Consider the following 18,529-nt stretch of genomic DNA (forward strand, 5'->3'; position numbering starts at 1 on the left):
CCGCCTCTTCGCCCGCCAGCGTGTAGTAGGTCCGCTTGATCTCGTAGCCTGAGATCTCGGCCGGGGGCGCGACCTCGGGCACGCCGGCCAGCGTGACCGCGACGGAGACCGGGGCCGAGCCACGGCTCTCGATGCGAAGGCCCTTGGCGAGGCCGGCGCTGTCGAGCGTCGAGGAATAGGAGCCCTCGACCGGCGCGCCGTCCACCGCGAGCTTGACCGGCTGCTTGGCGAGCGCGGCATGGGCGGCCAGAAGCGACCAGACGTCTTCTTGCGTCGACGTATAGCGCTTGGTCTCGCGCTCCGTCCCGATCGACTGGATCAGGGGCGTGAGATCGATGCCCTCGATGCCGGTCTCGAGCGCCAGCGTCGCCACCGCCGCTTCGTCTCTGAGCTTGGTGCCATAGTCCCGGCGATTGGGCTGGTCGGCCCCGGACACCGCGCTCGTTGCGGCCAGACGCATCAGGGTCTGCGCGCGCGTTCCATCGCCATAGAAGGAGAGGGCGGCGGCGAGTTGGGCCTTGGCGAGAGGCGTCTCGAAATTCGCCGCCTCGTTGTCGGCGGTGTAGCGCAGATCGCCGATCGCGGCCCGGCCGCTGCGGGCGAGCACGTAATAGGCATAGGCCGCCTTGGACCAATCGGGCCGGTCCGGCAGATAGGCGATCTGGTTGGCGAGATTGTCGAGCGCCAGCGTCAGCCCCTCGCCCGGCACGTCGTAACCCGCCTCCTTGGCGCGGGACAGGAAGTCCGTGACATAGGCGTCCAGCCAAAGATCGCCCGAGCCGGGCGACCAGAGGCCGAAACTGCCCGAGGAGTCCTGATTGGCGAGCACCGAGCGTATCGCCTTGCGCACGCGCTCGGCAACATCGGCCCCACGCGGCAGGCCCGCCGCCAGCGCCGTCTCATCGAGATACAAGAGCGGCAGGGCGCGGCTCGTCAGCTGCTCGGTGCAGCCATAGGGGTAAAGGTCGAGCGCGGCGAGCGTGCCCGCCACGTCGAACCCGCCGAAGCGCGTGACCGACAGCGTGGCGCGGCCGGTGCCCGGCTGGAAGCCGGCGAGGATGTCCGCGCCCAGTTGCAGCGACGCGCCCGCCGCGATCTCGAAGCGGCTTTTCTTGACGTCGCGCGGCTGGATGGAGCGCACCGGCAGCGCGAAGTTCTTGTGCAGGGTCTGGCCGCCGGGCAGCGTCAACGCAAGCTCCATCGCGCCCTCGCCGGGCGAGAGGGCGGTGACGGGCACGAGAAGACGGGCGCGGCCGTTCTCGGTGAGCGTCAGGTCGGCCTCGGCCTGATCCTCGATCACGAGACTGCCGTCACCGCCCGACAGGGCGAGATGCACCGGGCCGGCCGGGCCTTCGACGTGGTTCAGGTCGATCTGAATGCGCGAGCGGTCGCCGGGGCTGAGGAAGGCGGGGCGGCTGACCTGCGCCACCACGGGATCGCGCACCAGAACGTCGCGGCTGGCTTCGCCCACGCCCGATTTCGACCAGGCGACGACCATGAGCTTCAAGGTGCCGTTGAAATCCGGCACATCCAGCGAGACCTTGGCGCGGCCTTCGGCATCGGCCGTGACCGTGCCGGAGAAGAGCGCGACGAGATCGTCCATCGGCGGCGGGCGCGTGCCGTCCGCTCCGGCGTCGCCGCCCGAGCGCACCGAACCCGGCGCGCCCTGCATCCGGTCGATCAGCCGCGAATAGAGATCGCGAATTTCGACGCCGAGCCGGCGCTGGCCGAAATAATAGCCCTGCGGCGAGGGCGGGGTGAAATGGGTGATGTTGAGAATGCCGACATCCACCGCCGCCAGCGTTAGATAGGCCGTCTCGCCGGGCTGGATATTGGCCACCCGAACATCGACGTCGAGCTTGCCGCGCGGCGCGATGCGCTCGGGCGCGGTGAGCGAAACGGCGAGCGCGCGCTCGCCCGGCTCGACGCCGGCATGGGAGAGACCCAGCGCGCGGCCGGGCATCTGCTTGGCCGGAATGTCCATCGGCCGATACAGGATCGCGGCGACATAGGCGCTCGGCCCCCAGTCGCGCGTCACATCCAGCGTGACATCGCCGCCGCCGGCCGGAATGTCGGCGCTGACGGTTTGAACCACGCGCTCGTCCATGATGAGGATCTGGGCCTTGCCGGCAAAGCGGGGTTCGATATGAACCACGGCCTTGTCGCCGACGCTGTAGCGCGGCTTGTCCAGCGAGAGCTTCAGGATATCGGGCGTTTCCATCGACTTCGGGGCGACATACCAGCCGGCCTCGAAGCTCACGGAACTTGGCAGCGACCCGCCCTTGGGATCATTCAGCACCAATTCGTAGCTGCCCCAGCGCACCGGCACGGTGAGGCGCGCGGGCTCGCCGGGTTTGAGGTCGAGCGTGCCGCTGCCGACGCGCTCCTTGCGCTGCGTCGGCTCGTAGTTCCAGCGCCCGCTGACGGAGTACCATTGGAAATCCGTCGAGACCTTGTTCAGCACCCATTGGACGCCCGGCCGCGCGGCGGGTGCCCCGTCGGCTCCGAGCGCGATGATGTCGAAACTGCCTTCGCCGTTTTCACCGAGCGCGCCGTCGAAGAGCGGGCGAATACCGATGCGCGGCTTGTCGCCTTGGAGCGGGCGTGTCGCCAAGCGCTCCACCGGCCGCCCGCCGGCGTCGCTGACGCGCACCTGGATGCTGGCTTGAAGCGGCTTGGTGGTGACGGGCGGCTCGAAGGGGGCGAGCGTGACGGAGGCCTTGCCGTCCTCGGCCGTGGGCTCGCCCTCGAACGGAATGCGGGTCGCGGTCGGCCGGTCGTCTTCCAAACCGAAGCGGTATCCCTTGAACCCCTCCAGCCCGTCCGTGGCGCTCAGCACCGTTTCGCCGGAAACGGCAAGACCTGCCGCCGGCGCGCCGAAGAGATAGCGCACGTCCAGCGAGAGCGCCGGGGGCGCGGCCGGGTCGATCGGCGCATCGGGCAGGGCAAGGTCGAAGCCGATCTTCTCTGGCTCGAAATCCTCCACGCGCAGGCTGGTGGTGCTAAGCGCCGGCTGCTCCGGGTCGGTGTAGAGGCCGACCGTCCAAAGGCCGCGCATCGCGCCGGGGGCAAGGAGCATATCCCAGCTGACGCCGCCTGCATCCTTGGCCTGGAGCACGGTGCGCCGGTCCTCCACCCCATCGGGCCGCTTCACAATGGCGGTGAGGGTGAGATTGTCGGCCGCTACGCCGCGACCGTCGCGCAGAAGCGCGGTGAGATGCGCTGTGTCGCCCGCGCGGTAGATGCCGCGCTCGCTGGTCAGGAACACGTCCAGCGCGCCTGCGGGCTCGCGGCCCTCCACGCCCCGGTCGGTCAGGTCGAAGGGCGAGCCGGACATGTCGAGAAAGGAGAAGTCGCCGCCCGCGCCGTTGGCCATCAGAAGCGCCGGACGGTCGCCGCCCGTGCCCTTGAGAAGGCCGGGTGCGAGGCGGGCGTGGCCGGCGGCGTCGGTCTCCACGCTGCCGAGGATTTCGTTATTGGCGGCGACGAGTTCGAGTTTCACACTCGCCATCGGCTCGGCCGTGCCGAGCGAGCGGGCGAAGACATGGAACCCGTCCGCCCCGGCGAAGCTGGTGAGGCCGATATCGGTCAGCACGAACCATTGCGTGGCGGGCGCCTCGTCGCTGCCGCGCGCGTTCTTGGCCTTGGCCGAGAGGATGTAGACGCCGGGCTGACGCTCCTTCAGGAGGGCGCTGACGGGAATGGCCGTGGTGACCTCCGCATTGGCGCTGCGCTGGACATCCACCGCGCCGGTCCAGACCTCTTCACCGTCCTGCGCCTTCACCTCGTCGATCTCGTAGGCACCGAGCTGCGACAGGAAGCGGCTTGCGCCGATCGTGCGCGCCAAGGCCCGGTCGCCGATGCGCAGCACGCGCGCCTCGATCGTGTCGGTGTTGATCGAGGTGACGGGAATGGTCGCCTCGCCGCCCGCCGGAAGGACATAGGCATTGCCTGAGAGTCGCACGGACGGGTCGCGGTCACGCACATAGACCGAGGCTTCGACATTCTTCTGGAGCGTTTCGCCGCTGGCCGCCGGAATGCCCTTGCGCGCCACGATCCGGTAGCGCGCGCCGTGCTGGACGCCGGAGACGCAGATCTGCGAACCGCTGGCCGAAACCGGCAGCGTGTCGCCCCCCTCCACGCGCACGTAATCGCCCGCTGCTTCGCCCGAGGTCACCGTGGGGCTGAGCGGCTCGGAGAAGTTCAGGCAGATGCGCGGCGCGGCGGCGTTGTTGTCGACCGAATTGCCGGTGATGCGGAACCCATGTTCGGCAAGCGCGGCCTCCAGGCTTTGGCGCGCGGCCGGGCGCTCGGTGATAGCAAGCGCCGCCCGCCAGGTGCGGATCGCCTCGCGCCAGTTCTCGTCGGCCGCGAAACCCTGCGCAGCGAAGTCGAGGGCAGCGGTCTTCTCGCGGTCCTGCGTGGCGGTCAGATAGGCGTTGATGGCGGCGGGCTGGCGCGCTTCTGCCGCCGCCTGCGCCTGATCGCTGTCGTCCGTCGCGACCGAAAGGCTGGACAGGGCCAGCCCCAACCAGGCGCGGGACGAGGTGGGGTCGCGCCGCAGGGCCTCGCGATAGGCGCTCATGGCGCTCGCGAAATCCTTGCGCTCCAGCGCGGCGTCGGCTTGGCTCCAGAGCGCCGGGCCTGCGGCGATCGCCTCGTCGCGCGGCTCGTCCTTGAGCGCCAGACGGAATTGTCTAGCGGCGTCGAGGTCGAGCGCGGTGAGGGGTTTCAACTCGGCGAGACGCCGGCGCTCCTGCGCCTCGTTCGTGGCCGGCGCGGGCGAGGCATCGGCGATGCGCCCGGAGATGACGCCGCGCGCGGCGCGCAACTCGCCCACATCGTCCTTCAGGAAACACCAGCCCTTGGCCGTGTTGAAGGTGAAGGCGCGGCATTTGTTGTCGGCGAGGCAGGCGGTTTCGCACAGATTCTGGTCGGCATCCTTCAGGATGTCGTAATCGTGCCCGTAATAATCGGAGCCGGGCGCGGCGACGATGGCGCGCTCGACGCCTTGCGCCCACGCCGAGCCCGGCGCGCTGAGGCCCACAAACCCGCCCAACAGCACGCCTGCCAGAAGTCGCACAGCTCGCATTCTATCCGCTCCCCTCGCGAAAGGCGAGATTAGGGGAAAAGGACAGCCGCCCGCAAGCGGACCTTACGCTGCCATCATCTCCGGCCCGAGCGCGACTGAGACGATACGATTTCGCCCTTCCTTCTTGGCTGCGTAGAGGGCGATGTCGGCCGTGCGGACAAGCGCTTCCAACTCGCAGCGATTGTTTGTGCCGAGCGTGGTGGTGACGATTCCCACACTCAACGTCACGCGGTCGGACACGGTGGATTGGGGATGGGCGATCGCCATCTGGTGGAGGCGACCCATCAAGGTCGCGATCCGCGCGCGAGCCAGTTCCGCGCCAATACCGGGCAGCAGAATCAGGAACTCCTCGCCACCGATCCGGCCGCAGCGGGCGTTATCCGACGTCTCGAAGTCGAGGAAAAGGGTCCCCACCGATCGCAGCGCCTGATCGCCCGCGATATGGCCGAGACTGTCGTTCAACCGCTTGAAATCGTCGATGTCGATCATGGCGACGGACAGGACGCTGTCCGCGGGCGCTTCCCGAAGATGAAGGGCCAAAGCTTCCATCACCGCTTCCCGGTTGCAAAGACCCGTCAATGCGTCGGTATGGGCGATGAAGTGGAGTCGGTCGTGGCTCTCTTTGAGAAGGCCGGCGTTATGCGCTTCCTTCATGCGCAAAAGGGCGATGCGCAGCTGGTTGCCTGTGGAACGCCAACGATACCAGACGAAAGCGCTGCCAATGGCGATGCAATAGCAGGTGAAGAGGAGGCCGGAAGCCAAGTCCACAAGAGGATTGAGGATCTGCCCCGCCAGGAAGCTCAGTACCAGGACGAGCGAGGCCAGAACGGTCCAGAGCGTCGTCAAGGGAAGGAAGGCGACGCCCGTCGACATCCCGAAAAAGCCAATGACGACGAAGCGCTCGAAATGCGCGCCACCGGCCGCCCGCCCGGTCAGGATTGCCGCTGCCATGATCGCGCCGACGAAAAGACAGGTCGATAGTCCCTGCCACACGTTCGAGCCGAACGAGGCCCACGCGCGTAAGGCTATCACCAGAGCCACCGTCGAGAAAAGACCGTGACCCAGCAGGACGGTGCTAATGGCCTCAGGCGCGACCAGATAATCGAGCGGGATCGTCAGCCACATGATAAGGGTTGCGATGTAAAACCATTCCACGGCGACGCGCCGGTGGTCGCTCCAGAGGAGCGAGCGGCATATGGCATCGAGCGGGGCGGAAAGACGAGGTGGGCGTGGACCCATCCGGCTTTGGGTCTCGACCTCGGGCCAGAGACCGTGGGCGTCGATCCACTGTGCGGCTTCGTTTAGAAGGAACGGCCCACGCGGGCTTTCGCTCAATTCGGCATCCGATACTGATCCGCTCTGCCTCATGCGTGAGATGCTTTGCTTCGCTCATCGTGGAACACGGGTCCGACCCGGTCGACGCCCATGTTAAACCTTGCAGGCTTAACATTTTGCCGCATCCGACTCGTGCTCGCTCTCGCGGGAGGCGTCCTCGGCCCACCGGCACGCCTTCCTGTCTTTGCGGTGCGGCTGCGACGCGCTATCCCGCCCTCATGATGATACGACCCGCCCGCGCCGATGACCGCGCCGCCCTTCTCGCCCTTCTCCAGCCTGTGATCGCTCGAGGGGAAACCTATGCGCTCGACCGCGACATGAGCGCCGAGGCGATCTTGGACTATTGGCTTGGCGCCGAGAAGGATACCTTCGTGGCCGAGGCGGACGGTGTGGTGCTCGGCACCTACTATCTGCGCGCCAACCAGGCCGGCGGCGGGCGGCATGTCGCCAATTGCGGCTATGTCACCTCGGGCGAGGCGACAGGGCGGGGCGTCGCGCGCGCCATGTGCCGTCATTCGCTGGACCATGCCCGCGCGCGCGGTTTTCGCGCCATGCAGTTCAACTGCGTTGTCAGCACCAACACGCGCGCCGTCGCCCTTTGGCAGGCCATGGGCTTCGAGATCGTCGGCCGCCTGCCGGGCGCATTCGAGCATCCCGAACAGGGGCCGGTGGATGCGTTCGTGATGTTTCAGACGCTCTGATCGGTCCGCCGGCTAGGGATCCTTGCCTGGTTCTCTCCGGAACCCGGTCTCCCCGCCGGCGTTGCCTCCTGACGCCGCCCGCTGGGCAGGTGCTCCTCGTGCCGCTGTTCGGTGCTCCGGGCGCCGACGCCCGCGCGGCGTGGTTCGCGAAGGAGACATGCCGATGACGAGTCACAGCCCCGCCCTGATGCCGGCCCGGAGAGGGTCGGCGGGCAGCGCCCTGCACGGGATCGCGCTCAGTTTTCCCGTCGCGCTGTTCAGTCTCGGGCTCGCCTGCGACATCGCCTTTCTCCGGACAGCCGAGATTCAGTGGACGAATTTCGCGAGCTGGGCGATCGCCGGGGCGCTCGTCTTCGGCGGCATCGTGCTGGCGGTCGCGCTTCTCGCCTGCCTCGTGCGGATGCGCCGGCCCGGCGGGGCGCGGCGTCTGGCCTATCTCGTGGTGGTCGCCGCGATGTTCGCGCTCGGTCTCGTCAACGCCTTCCATCACGCGCGCGACGCCTGGAGCTCGGTCGGCACGGCGGGCCTTGCCCTGTCGATCGTGACGACCCTTCTCGCGCTTGGCGCGGCCTGGATGACCTATTCCCGCCCCGACCCTTGGGAGATCGCCCGATGAGCCTGATCCTTCGCGCCAGCCTTCTGAGCACGAGCCTTCTTGCCGCCGTCGCGCTCGCGGGCTGCGACTCCTCCTCCGATCCCAACCTCAACCAGACCGGCGCGCAGCCGGACCTGCCGGCGGTGAACGAAACGCTCGTGCCGCCCATGAAGATCGCGACGCCCGCCGGCTGGAACGGGCAGGTGCCCGTGGCCCCGCAGGGTTTCACGGTTTCGGCCTTCGCCTCCGACCTGTCGATCCCGCGCCAGATGCTGGTTCTGCCCAATGGCGACGTGCTGGTGGCGGAGGGGCGCGGCGGCAACGCGCCGGCCATGCGCCCGAAGGACGTGATCGCTGGAATCATCAAGAAGCGCGGCAATTCGAGCGGCAGCGGCGGCAATCGCATCACGCTCCTTCGCGACGGCGACAATGACGGCACGCCGGAGGTGCGAACCACCTTCATCGACAATCTGAACGCGCCCTATGGCCTCGCCTTCGTGGACGGCTCGCTTTACGTGGCCGCTCAGGACGCACTCCTGCGTTTTCCCTACGAAGAAGGCCAGACCGAAATCTCCGCGCCGGGTGAAGAGGTGACGAAGCTGCCCTCCGCCATCAACCATCACTGGACGAAATCGCTGACGGCGAGCGCCGACGGCACCAAGCTCTATGTCGGCATCGGCTCCAACAGCAATATCGGCGAGCGCGGCATGAACGTGGAGGAAGAGCGTGCCGTGGTCTGGGAGATCGACCGCCAGACGGGCGCGGCGCGCACCATCGCGCGCGGCATCCGCAACCCGACCGCGCTCGCCATCGAGCCGACGAGCGGCGCGCTCTGGGCTGTCGTCAACGAGCGCGACGAGTTGGGGCCGCAACTCGTGCCCGACTATCTCACCTCGGTGAAGGACGGAGCCTTCTACGGCTGGCCCTACAGCTATTGGGGCCAGAATCTCGACCCGCGCGTATCGCCGCAGAAGCCCGAACTTGTAGCAAAAGCCATCGCGCCGGACTATGCGCTCGGCTCGCATGTCGCGGCCCTCGGCCTGTCCTTTGCGCGAGAGGGCGGTTTCGGGGGATCGTTTTCGGACGGCGCCTTCATCGGCGAGCACGGAAGCTGGAACCGGCAGGATCTCTCAGGATACAAAGTCGCCTTCGTGCCCTTCCAGAACGGGCGTCCCTCCGGCGAGCCGGTGGATTTCCTGACCGGCTTCCTGACGGGCGACGGGCAGACGCGCGGCCGCCCGGTCGGGGTAGCCTTCGATCCCGCGCGGCGCATTCTGCTGGTCGCCGATGACCTGTCCCACACAATCTGGCGCGTGTCGCAAGGTCCGCAGGCGCAGGCGGCCCTCTCTCCGTGATGCAGGTCGACGGGGCTGGCGAACCCGTTTGCCGGCTCTAGAAACCCGGAGGCGATGCGAGCGCGGAGGGAGGTGCCGCGTCTTGCCCACACCTCGTTTCGATGTCAGCTCCAGCCAGACGGCAGGTCTCTTCCCATGAAGCTTTTCGGATTGTCCTCCACCCTTTCCGTCGCCGATCTCGTGACGCACACGCTGGCGGCTGCCGGCGTCGAGCGCATCTGGGGCGTGACGGGCGACAGTCTCAACGCCATCAATGACTCGCTGCGCCGCTTAGGGGCCATCGAGTGGATGCATGTGCGCAACGAGGAAGCCGGGGCTTTCGCGGCCGGGGCGGAGGCGGCGGCCTCCGGTAAGCTCGCCGTCTGCGCGGGAAGCTGCGGGCCGGGCCATCTCCATCTGATCAACGGGCTCTACGACTGCCATCGCAACCGCGTGCCGGTTCTGGCCATCGCCTCGCATATCCCGTCCAGCGAGATCGGGCTCAACTATTTCCAGGAAACGCATCCGACCGATATCTTCCGCGAATGCAGCCATTTCTGCGAGATGGTGCAGGACCCCGCGCAATTGCCCGAGCTTCTGCACCGGGCGATCCGCACCGCGATCGGCGAGCGCGGCGTCGCGGTTCTGGTTCTGCCGGGCGATGTCTCGATGAAAGAGGCCCCGGCCAACGCGCGCGCCGAGATGCCCAGGCTCGCCCGCCCGCGCATCGTGCCGGACGCCCATGAGATGTCCCTGCTGGCCGCCCGGTTGAACGGCTCTGGCGCGGTGACGCTGCTTTGCGGCGCGGGCGTGGAAGGCGCGCATGACGAGGTGGTGGCGCTGGCCGACGCGCTGGCCGCACCCATCGTCCACGCCTATCGCGGCAAGGAATGGATCGAGTGGGACAATCCGTTCGATGTCGGCATGACTGGCCTCATCGGCTTTTCGTCGGGCTATCATGCGATGATGGAGTGCGACACGCTCCTGATGCTCGGCACGGACTTTCCCTATCGCAATTTCTACCCCGAAAAGGCCGAGATCGTTCAGGTCGATCGCGACCCCTCCGCGCTCGGCCGCCGCGCGCAGATCCATCAGGGCATCGTCGGCGATGTGAAGGAAGCCGCCGCGCTGCTTCTGCCGATGATCGAAGGCGGGCGCGACCGAAGCTTCTTGGACAAGGCGCGCGAGCACTACCAGAAGGCGCGCGAGGGGCTGGACGATCTCGCCACCCCGCGCGAGGGCGAGACGCCGCTGCATCCCCAATATGTCGCCGCGCGGATCGATGCCTTGGCGGCCGAGGATGCGATCTTCACCGCCGATGTCGGCACGCCCGCCGTCTGGGCGGCGCGCTATCTCACCATGAACGGCCAGCGCCGGCTGATCGGCTCGTTCAATCATGGCTCCATGGCCAATGCCATGCCTCAGGCGCTCGGCGCGCAATCGGCCTTTTCCGGTCGGCAGGTCGTGTCGCTCTCGGGCGATGGCGGGCTCACCATGCTGATGGGCGATCTCCTGACGGCCGTGCAGATGAAGCTGCCGGTGAAGATCGTCGTCTTCAACAACAGCACCCTCGGCTTCGTGGAAATGGAGCAGAAAGCGGCCGGTTATCTCGACACAAACGTCTCGCTTCAGAATCCCGACTTTGCGGCCATTGCGCGCGAGATGGGCTTTCACGCCGAGCGCGTCACCTCATCGGCCGCGCTCGACGGCGCGCTGAAAGCGGCTTTCGCCCATCCCGGCCCGGCACTTCTGGATGTGGTGACGGATGGCTTGGAGCTCGCCCTGCCGCCCAAGATCAAGGCGCAGCAGGCCGCCGGCTTCAGCCTCTATTCCACCCGCGCCATCATGAACGGGCGCGGCGATGAAGTGGTGGAACTCGCCCGGACCAATCTTCTGCGTTGAGCCGTCCCGGTCTGGCCAAGCGATCAGCCGACCATAGATTGGAGGCGGTGAACACGCCGGGCGGGTGGGGACTACGCGTCCGGCGTTTGGCGATGAACGGGCGGCCCGTCGCGCTGTGACGGGATCGAAGAGGGTGGAGACGATGCGAAACTTCTGCCGGGCTGTTGCGGCGTGTATGGCGCTTGTAGCGGTGGGCAGTCTGGCCGGCTGCAAAGACGAGAGCAAGGGCGCGGCACAGGCCGGTGTGTCCGCAACGACGGCGGACACGGCGGAGCTCGCCAAGTCCAACGCCTATATCACCGCCGCCAATGTCGGCGGCCGGACATTCTCCAACGCGCTCGAGACGTATCAGCAAACGATCGCACCCAAGCTTGCCAAGCAGAAAGCGCTATCGGACTATGCGGTCGTTCCACCGCTCAAGGTCTCGCAAATTCAGACGCGCCTGCAGACAGCCATCGCCTTGAAAGGGTCGATCCCCGAACTCGATCAGGTGGCGCGGGACTTTGCAGCGGCAATCGATGCGTTCGTGCCCATGAACAACGGCTTGGCCAATTACGCCGAGTCCAAGGGCTTTCTGACCGATGGGGGTGCCAAGGCGCGCGAGGGCGATGCCGCTTACGTGGCTTCCCTGTCGCGTGTGGCCGAGGCCGAAACGAAATTCCTCGACCAGATCGAGGTGCGCGACGAACGCTTGGTTCGCGAGGCGTACGAGGCAGCGCCCGAGGGAAGCGTCGAACGATACCGCGCCGGCATCATTCTTTCCGGCAAGAAGGCGATGAACGAGGTCGTGACGGTTTTCACCGAGCCGTCCAATACCGCCGCGCGCCAGCAGTTCGCGAGCCACCTCGATGAGATGGCGGGAATGGTCGAGAAATGGGATGCGGCCGTGCGCGCCAAGAAGCCCGAGGGCTGCGCGATACTACAAGGCCGTTTCAACTCGGTGATCGCAGGTGGGCGCAAGGCCGTTCAAAACGCCGAGCAGGGGCGGTTCAATCTCGATGACGGAGCGCCACCGGTGGGCCTTCAGTTCGAGTTCAGCATCTTGCAATCGAACTTCGCCAGTATGATCAACGAACTCAACAGACCCTTCTCCTGCTGATGGTGGGAAGCGTCGCAGAGCCCTGCTTCTCTTCGCGCAGGGGAAGGATCAAAAGCCTCGGCGGCCTCGCGCGCGGTTTGCGCGACATGGCCATTCTCGGCATGCTCACGTGCGTGCCGGTCGGCGCGGCCAGCGCGAGCGAGGCCGATGACATTGCGTATCTCCGGTTGGAGCAGGTCGAGCGCATCCAGACCGCGATGCTGGATTTCGCGGCCATGGACGCGCCGATCCTGGAGGTCCGCGACAGTCCGGAGCGCGCGGCGTTGCTGCGGCGAGGTCGAGAGCTTGCCGAGACGATCTTCGATCCCGTCCGCACGATGGAAGAGATGACATCTGCCCTCGGCGTCGTACCGACCGACGTGCCGGAACGGATCGACGCCATTGCGGAGCGGATGCAGGCGCTGGACATCGGACCTGATGCGCCCGACGAGAGCGTGGGCGCGAGCGAGACGACACGATCCGATAAGGCGCGGATCGACGCTGTCAGTGCAGCCATGGCGAGCCCTGAACTCGTCGCGGAAACCCGCGTGACCGGGCGGCGCATCAAATGGCTTTATGAATCGATCCTCGGTGGACGACGCAATGAACTGCGCGCCCTGTCAGCGCAGGACGTGGAGGCCGGCATCGAGAACGTTCTCGCCGACACACGCGCAGCCGATGGCGTGCCGACGATCCCGCCGCTGCGCGGCGATCTCGCGCGAGAGGCCATGCGTGGGCACCTGCGCACCATCCTCTCGCGTCTTCCGCACGGCGATGTCGCTGCGCTGTCCGATTTCTATACCAGCGAGGCCGGCCGCCAAAAGAAGGCGGCTCTCCTTCAAGCCTTCCGCGAGCGCAACGACGCGAACGGGCGGGCGCTTCTGCGCCAGCTGTTAGAGGACGCGCGCAACTCACCATGACGCCTTCGATGGCGAGACTCTTTCGGGGCACTCCCCTGTCGACGAGACGCCCGCGCGGAACAGCTTTCTCCGGGGGCCAGTCCACATCCGAGGGCTTGGCCTGTCGGCCGCGTGACGTCGCCGACCCGTGCGCCTAAACTCGCCGTCCGTCCGCGCCGAAGAGATGGGCCTGCGCGGGATCGAAGCCGAGCGGGATCGTCTCGCCGGGGCGGATCGGCTGCTGGCCGTCCAGAAGCACGGTGGTCGGCTCGCCGCCGGAGATGCTGGTATAGACGACCGTCGAGCCGCCCAGATGCTCCACCAGCTGCACCGAGGCCGAGCCGAGCCCGGCGCGCGCTTCGCCCGCGCGTAGATGTTCGGGGCGCACGCCGAAGGTCAGTTCCTCGTCGCCGCGCGCTTCCACCGGCTTTTCCAGCTGCACCTTCAGCCCGCCGACATCGATCGTGCGCCGCGAGGGATCGCCCGCAGCCATGCGCGCCTTCAGGAAGTTCATCTTCGGGCTGCCGATGAAGCCCGCGACGAAGCGGTTGGCGGGGTGGTTGTAGAGGTCGAGCGGGCGGCCCGCCTGCATCACGCGCCCTTCCTTGAGCACAACGATCTTGTCGGCCATGGTCATGGCCTCGACCTGATCGTGGGTCACGTAGATCATCGTGTTGCCGAGCTGCTGATGCAGGCGGGTCAGCTCCACGCGCATCTGCACGCGAAGCTCCGCGTCGAGGTTCGACAGCGGCTCGTCGAACAGGAAGATCTTGGGCTCGCGCACGATGGCGCGGCCGATCGCGACGCGCTGCCTCTGGCCGCCCGAAAGGGCCTTGGGCTTGCGCTGAAGCAAAGGGCCGATCTGGAGCACATCGGCCGCTTCCTGCACGCGGCGCTCGATCTCCGGCTTCTTCATGCCCGCGGTTTCCAGCCCGAAGGCCAGATTCTTGTAGACGCTCATATGGGGATAGAGGGCGTAGCTCTGGAACACCATGGCGATGCCGCGCTTGGAGGCGGGCACTTCGTTCATGCGCTGGCCGTCGATGCGAAGCTCTCCGCCGCTGATGTCCTCCAGCCCCGCGATCATGCGCAGAAGCGTGGACTTGCCGCAGCCGGACGGGCCGACGAAGACGGTGAAATCGCCGGGGTCGATCTGAAGATCGATGCCGTGGATGACGCGCAGGCCCCCATAGACCTTTTCCACGCCGTCGAGCTGGATGCTGGTCGCCATATCGTCTCTCCTCCCGTTCAAGCGTCCTGCGGCTGCCAGCTCGCGTATTTCGGATGGGCCGGGCCGATCGGCAGTTCGACGTCGCGCCCCGTCTCGGCCGAAGCATAGATGGCGGTCACGAGTTCGAGCGAGCGGCGTGCGTCGCGGCTGGTGACGGGCGGCGGCTCGCCCGCGCTCAGCGCCTTGTGGAAAGCCGCCATCTGACCCCGGAAGCGCCGACCGACCGGCTCGAACCCGTCCAGCGCGTCGTCGATCCGCGCCCTCACTTCATCATTGGCGGGCAGGATCGTCCACGGCCCGTCCCCCGGCGAATAGGCCTCATGCGCGCTCTCGAAGGTCACGTTCTCGAAATGCAGGCGCAACCGGCTGATCTCGTCCTGGCTGCCGAGCGTGGCGGTGGAGGAGAGGAACGCTCCGCTGTCCATGCGCCAGGAGGCGGAGACGCAATCCTCCACCTCGATCGCGTTGACGCGCGTGGCGGTGCGCGCGAAGACGCGCTCGACCGGCCCGAACAGGAAGCAGGCAAGGTCGTGGATATGGATGGCGTGGGTCATGAGCACGCCGCCCAGCTCCGTCTTCCAGCGCCCCCGCCACGGGTTGTCATAGTAATCCGCGCCGCGCTTCCAGAAGGTTTCGGCCACTCCGACATAGGGCTTGCCGGCGATGCCGGCGTCGATAATGCGCTTGGCCTGCATCGCGCCGTCGCCGTAGCGATACTGGAAGATCGGCATGAGACGCCCGCGCGAACGCGCCTCCGCCTCGATGATCTCGTCCACTTGCTTGAGCGAGCCGACGAGCGGCTTTTCGCAGACGACATGCTTGCCCGCCGCCAGCGCCTTCAGGATCATCTCGCGATGGAGGCCCGGCGGCGTGCAGATGTCGATGATGTCGATGTCGTCGCGCTGGAGCAGCGCGTCGAAGTCGCGCGAACGGTCTGCGACCGCGAACTCGTCGCCGACGGAGGCGAGGCGAGTGGCGTCGAGATCGCAGAGCGCGGCGACCTCGAACTTCTCCGGCGCGGGGGCGTAGCCTTCCACGATATGCGAGCGGCCGATGCCGCAGCCGATCACCGCGACGCGGTAGCGCTTCGTGGTCTGGCTGGTGGGCATGGCGGGAGATGCGATATTCATCAAGAGAAACCCTTCAGCGCTTCATGCCGGTGGTGGCGATGCCCTCGATCAGCAGGCGCTGGAAGAAGAGGAAGAACAGGAAAACCGGCACGAGCGACAGGTTCGACATGGCGAAGAGCGAGCTCCAGTCCGAAGACCCCGTGGAGTCCACGAAGGAGCGCAGGCCGAGCTGCACCGTGTAGGTGTTGATGTCGTTGAGATAGATGAGCGGGCCGAAGAAATCGTCCCAGGTCCAGATGAAGGAGAAGATCGCGGCGGTCGCCAGGACGGGCAGCGAGAGCGGCAGCATGATCTTGAAATAGATGCGCCAGGGCGAGCAGCCGTCCATGATCGCCGCCTCGTCCAGCTCGCGCGGAATACCGCGAAAGAACTGCACCATCAGGAAGATGAAGAAGGCGTCGGTCGCCAGGAACTTCGGCACGATCAGCGGCAGCGGCGTGTTCACCCAGCCCATCTCCAGAAACATGATGTACTGGGGGATGAGCACGACATGGTAGGGCAGCATCAAGGTGCCCAGCATGAGCGCGAACCAGAAATTGCGCCCGGCAAAGCGTAGTCGCGCGAAGGCGAAGGCGGCGAGCGAACAGCCGACCACATTGCCGATGGTCGAGAGAACCGAGATCAACAGCGAGTTCCAGAAGAACTTGCCGAAGCTCACCTGAAGCCCGGTCCAGCCTCGGACATAGGCGCTGAAGTCGACCGACGAGGGGATGAGCGAGGAAGTCCCGAAGATTTCCTCTGAGGGGCGCACCGAGCCCGAGAGCATCCAGAGGATGGGATAGAGCATCAGGAGCGAGGCGGCGATCAGCGCCGCATGGGTCAGACCTGAGAGCACCGGCGAGCGGTGCCCGGCGCGCCGGGGCGGGGGCAGGGCCTCAGTCGTCATAATGCACCCAATAGCGAGCCGACAGGAAGGAGAAGGCGGTGAAGGCGGCGACGATCACGACGAGGATCCAGGCCAGCGCCGAGGCATAGCCCATGCGCAGGAATCCGAAGGCCTCCTGATAGAGATAGAGCGTGTAGAAGAGCGTGGAGTTGATCGGTCCGCCCGTGCCTTCCGAGATGATGAAGGCGGGCGTGAAGGCCTTGAAGGCGTCGATCGTCTGGATCACCGCGTTGAAGAAGATGACCGGCGTCAGCAGCGGCAGGGTGATGCGGAAGAACTGCCGCGCCTTCGACGCGCCGTCGATCTCGGCGGCCTCGTACATGTCGGTGGGGATCTGGCGCAGGCCCGCGAGGAAGATGATCATGGGCGAGCCGAACTGCCAGACGGCGAGCACGACCAGCGTATAGAGCGAATAGTCCGGGTTCGAGATCCAGCTCGGGCCTTCGATGCCGAAGAGCTGCCACAGCGCCATGTTGACGAGACCGTCGGAGGCGAAGAGCTGGCGCCAGAGAACGGCGATGGCGACCGAGGAGCCGAGCAGCGAGGGCAGGTAGAAGATCGCACGATAGATCGGCAGGCCTTTGAGGCCGCGATTGAAGGCGAGCGCCACCAGAAGCGCGAAGCCGAGCTTCAGCGGCACCGACAGCGCGACATAGAAGAACGTCACCGTCATGGCCGAGGCGAATTTCGGATCGGCCGTGGCGATGCGCACGTAATTGGCCGCGCCCACCCAATTGGGCGAGCGGATCAGGTCGTAATCGGTGAAGGAGAGATAGAGCGAGGCGAGGGCCGGCCCGAGCGTCAGGCCGAAAAAGCCGATCAGCCAAGGCAGGAGAAAGAGATAGGCCGGCCCGTTGCGCGCCCACGAGCGCTTCATCGCGCCGGGCGCGGCGGCCGCCGGCGCTTTCGCGCTCGGCAGTCCCGCGACCTCGGTGTGCAGGCTCATGGCTCAGCCCCGCTTGAGAATGGCGCTCGCTTCGGTCACGAGGTCTTCGCCGGCTTGCTTGGGTGTCTTGCGCCCGAAGCCGACTTCCTCGTTGATGCGCTTCTGCACGAAGGCGACTTCGCCCGCGCCCGGCGGCGGGGAGGGCGGCAGCGGGCCGACATTGGGCGTGACGAGGGCGATGTAATCCACCATCGCTTTTTCGACCTCGGAGAGTTGCGGCACGAGGATCTCGCGCATCGCCGTGGAAGCGGGCACGCCGCGCTCCAGGCCGAGTGCCTTCACGCCTTCCGGGTTCTCCACCAGAAAATTGGCGAAGCCGATGGCCGCTTCCGGCGCATTGGTCGAAAGACTGAGCAGCATGGAGGGCTTGAGATACTGGCCGGACGGGGCGCTGGCGGACAGGAGCGGATAGGGATTGAGCGCCAGCTTCCCTTTGTTCAGCTTCTGATAGCCGACGAACTGGTTGGAATGCATGAAGGCGGTGGCCGCCTTGCCGGTGGTGATGGCGTTGGTCTCGATATTGAGCTGGTCCAGCGCCTGGATGTCGGCGGGCACGCAGGCCTTGCGCTTGCGCATGTCCTCCCACATCGCGAACCACTTTTCGGCATCCGCCGGCTCGTAGCCGAGCTTGCCGTCGGCCGTGTAGAGCGCCTTGCCGTTCTGGCGCAGCCATAGCTCGAAGCTCGGCTCCACACCCCCCGCATCGGCCAGCGCGAAGACGCCCGGCCGGGGTTTGTTCTTGGCGAAGGCCTCGCCGCGATCGGCCAGCTCTTCCCAAGTCATGCCGGGCTTGGGTGGCTCGGTCTTGGCCTTTTCCCAGACCGCCGCGTCATAGACCATGGCGGAGGAGTTGACGCCGAGATTGACGCCGTAGAGCTTGCCGTCCACCTTGCCGGCGTCGATGTTGGCCTGCCCGAAATCCTCGATCTTCAGGCCCTTGCCGACCTCGCCGCTTAAATCCTTCAGCGCGCCGCGCCGGGCATATTCGAAGATGTAGCGGTAATCCATCTGGATCAGGTCGGGCGCGTTGCGACCGGCGACCTGCGTGGCGAGTCGCGGCCAGTAATCCGACCAGCCCGCGAACTCGCCCACGATGTCGACATCGGGCGCGACCGATTTGTAGGCCGTGATGGCGGCCTGCGTGCGATCGGCGCGCTCCTGACTGCCCCACCAGAGGAAACGCAGGCGCTGCGCCTGCGCAAAGGCTATGCCGCCGCCCAGAGTTCCGAGCGCCAGAGCGGCCGCGCCGCCTTGGAGAAGGCTCCGCCGCGTCACCGAAAACGTCATCGCATTCCTCCCGAAGAAACCCGCTCTCCCAAGCGGGTCGGTCATATGCTATTGCCGACTTATAACCGTTTGGTTACAAGGCTGACCACCGATCGGCAATCTTGTCAAGCAGG

Annotated in this window: 13 protein-coding genes; 6 read left to right on the forward strand and 7 right to left on the reverse strand. The window is 66.6% G+C overall.

From position 1 onward, the window contains the following. Positions 1–5,092, reverse strand: a 5,092-nt coding sequence (locus AUL28_RS11495; RefSeq protein ID WP_062232573.1) for an alpha-2-macroglobulin family protein, incomplete at its 3' end; no start/stop codon positions are given. 63 nt (positions 5,093–5,155) lie between these two features. Further along, complete coding sequence (locus tag AUL28_RS11500; protein ID WP_192843446.1) at positions 5,156–6,247, reverse strand: GGDEF domain-containing protein; 1,092 nt, start codon at positions 6,245–6,247, stop codon at positions 5,156–5,158. A 398-nt stretch (positions 6,248–6,645) separates the two neighbouring features. On the opposite strand from AUL28_RS11500, the gene AUL28_RS11505 reads away from it, so the two are divergent. From AUL28_RS11505 to AUL28_RS11530, 6 genes are all read left to right on the forward strand, one after another. Then, on the forward strand, positions 6,646–7,128 hold the full coding sequence (locus AUL28_RS11505; protein WP_062232579.1) for a GNAT family N-acetyltransferase: 483 nt from the start codon (positions 6,646–6,648) through the stop codon (positions 7,126–7,128). Between the two features lie 163 nt (positions 7,129–7,291). Then, positions 7,292–7,744, forward strand: coding sequence for a DUF2231 domain-containing protein (locus AUL28_RS11510; protein WP_244493501.1), 453 nt, complete (start codon positions 7,292–7,294; stop codon positions 7,742–7,744). Further along, positions 7,741–9,078: a PQQ-dependent sugar dehydrogenase gene (locus AUL28_RS11515; RefSeq protein WP_192843447.1), complete on the forward strand. Its 1,338-nt coding sequence runs from the start codon at positions 7,741–7,743 to the stop codon at positions 9,076–9,078. Before AUL28_RS11510 ends, AUL28_RS11515 begins: the two co-directional genes overlap by 4 nt. A 135-nt stretch (positions 9,079–9,213) precedes the next feature. Next, the gene (gene poxB / locus AUL28_RS11520; RefSeq protein ID WP_062232583.1) at positions 9,214–10,959 is read left to right on the forward strand and encodes a ubiquinone-dependent pyruvate dehydrogenase; all 1,746 of its coding nucleotides are present in this window, start codon (positions 9,214–9,216) and stop codon (positions 10,957–10,959) included. A 175-nt stretch (positions 10,960–11,134) separates the two neighbouring features. After that, positions 11,135–12,058 (forward strand): DUF3829 domain-containing protein, encoded by a 924-nt coding sequence (locus tag AUL28_RS11525; protein ID WP_062232586.1) that lies wholly within the window; start codon positions 11,135–11,137, stop codon positions 12,056–12,058. 86 nt (positions 12,059–12,144) lie between these two features. Further along, positions 12,145–12,957, forward strand: coding sequence for a hypothetical protein (locus AUL28_RS11530; protein WP_156419973.1), 813 nt, complete (start codon positions 12,145–12,147; stop codon positions 12,955–12,957). 133 nt (positions 12,958–13,090) lie between these two features. On the opposite strand, the gene AUL28_RS11535 is transcribed toward AUL28_RS11530, so the two are convergent. The 5 genes from AUL28_RS11535 to AUL28_RS11555 all read right to left on the reverse strand — a co-directional run bounded on the left by AUL28_RS11535 (position 13,091) and on the right by AUL28_RS11555 (position 18,416). Beyond that, positions 13,091–14,167, reverse strand: coding sequence for an ABC transporter ATP-binding protein (locus tag AUL28_RS11535; protein ID WP_062232592.1), 1,077 nt, complete (start codon positions 14,165–14,167; stop codon positions 13,091–13,093). A 17-nt stretch (positions 14,168–14,184) separates the two neighbouring features. Beyond that, positions 14,185–15,297 carry a Gfo/Idh/MocA family protein gene (locus AUL28_RS11540; protein ID WP_082640412.1) on the reverse strand — a complete coding sequence of 371 codons (1,113 nt, stop codon included), beginning with the start codon at positions 15,295–15,297 and terminating at the stop codon, positions 14,185–14,187. A gap of 13 nt (positions 15,298–15,310) precedes the next feature. Further along, a complete protein-coding gene (locus AUL28_RS11545) occupies positions 15,311–16,183 on the reverse strand; it encodes a carbohydrate ABC transporter permease (RefSeq protein ID WP_062232594.1) in 873 nt (290 codons plus the stop codon). After that, positions 16,173–17,060 (reverse strand): carbohydrate ABC transporter permease, encoded by an 888-nt coding sequence (locus AUL28_RS11550; protein ID WP_153003631.1) that lies wholly within the window; start codon positions 17,058–17,060, stop codon positions 16,173–16,175. Before AUL28_RS11550 ends, AUL28_RS11545 begins: the two co-directional genes overlap by 11 nt. A gap of 72 nt (positions 17,061–17,132) precedes the next feature. Next, positions 17,133–18,416, reverse strand: coding sequence for an ABC transporter substrate-binding protein (locus tag AUL28_RS11555; protein WP_062232597.1), 1,284 nt, complete (start codon positions 18,414–18,416; stop codon positions 17,133–17,135). Positions 18,417–18,529 lie beyond the last annotated feature (113 nt).

The organism is Aureimonas sp. N4 (genome assembly GCF_001463925.1).
Classification (GTDB): domain Bacteria; phylum Pseudomonadota; class Alphaproteobacteria; order Rhizobiales; family Rhizobiaceae; genus Aureimonas; species Aureimonas ureilytica_A.

Bases quoted from the DNA above. Each gene is read 5' to 3' on its own strand.
- AUL28_RS11505 (WP_062232579.1), top strand. From the start codon at position 6,646: ATGATGATACGACCCGCCCGCGCCGATGACCGCGCCGCCCTTCTCGCC.
- AUL28_RS11510 (WP_244493501.1), top strand. From the start codon at position 7,292: ATGACGAGTCACAGCCCCGCCCTGATGCCGGCCCGGAGAGGGTCGGCG.
- AUL28_RS11515 (WP_192843447.1), top strand. From the start codon at position 7,741: ATGAGCCTGATCCTTCGCGCCAGCCTTCTGAGCACGAGCCTTCTTGCC.
- poxB (WP_062232583.1), top strand. From the start codon at position 9,214: ATGAAGCTTTTCGGATTGTCCTCCACCCTTTCCGTCGCCGATCTCGTG.
- AUL28_RS11525 (WP_062232586.1), top strand. From the start codon at position 11,135: ATGGCGCTTGTAGCGGTGGGCAGTCTGGCCGGCTGCAAAGACGAGAGC.
- AUL28_RS11530 (WP_156419973.1), top strand. From the start codon at position 12,145: ATGGCCATTCTCGGCATGCTCACGTGCGTGCCGGTCGGCGCGGCCAGC.
- AUL28_RS11535 (WP_062232592.1), bottom strand. From the start codon at position 14,167: ATGGCGACCAGCATCCAGCTCGACGGCGTGGAAAAGGTCTATGGGGGC.
- AUL28_RS11540 (WP_082640412.1), bottom strand. From the start codon at position 15,297: ATGAATATCGCATCTCCCGCCATGCCCACCAGCCAGACCACGAAGCGC.
- AUL28_RS11545 (WP_062232594.1), bottom strand. From the start codon at position 16,183: ATGACGACTGAGGCCCTGCCCCCGCCCCGGCGCGCCGGGCACCGCTCG.
- AUL28_RS11550 (WP_153003631.1), bottom strand. From the start codon at position 17,060: ATGAAGCGCTCGTGGGCGCGCAACGGGCCGGCCTATCTCTTTCTCCTG.
- AUL28_RS11555 (WP_062232597.1), bottom strand. From the start codon at position 18,416: ATGACGTTTTCGGTGACGCGGCGGAGCCTTCTCCAAGGCGGCGCGGCC.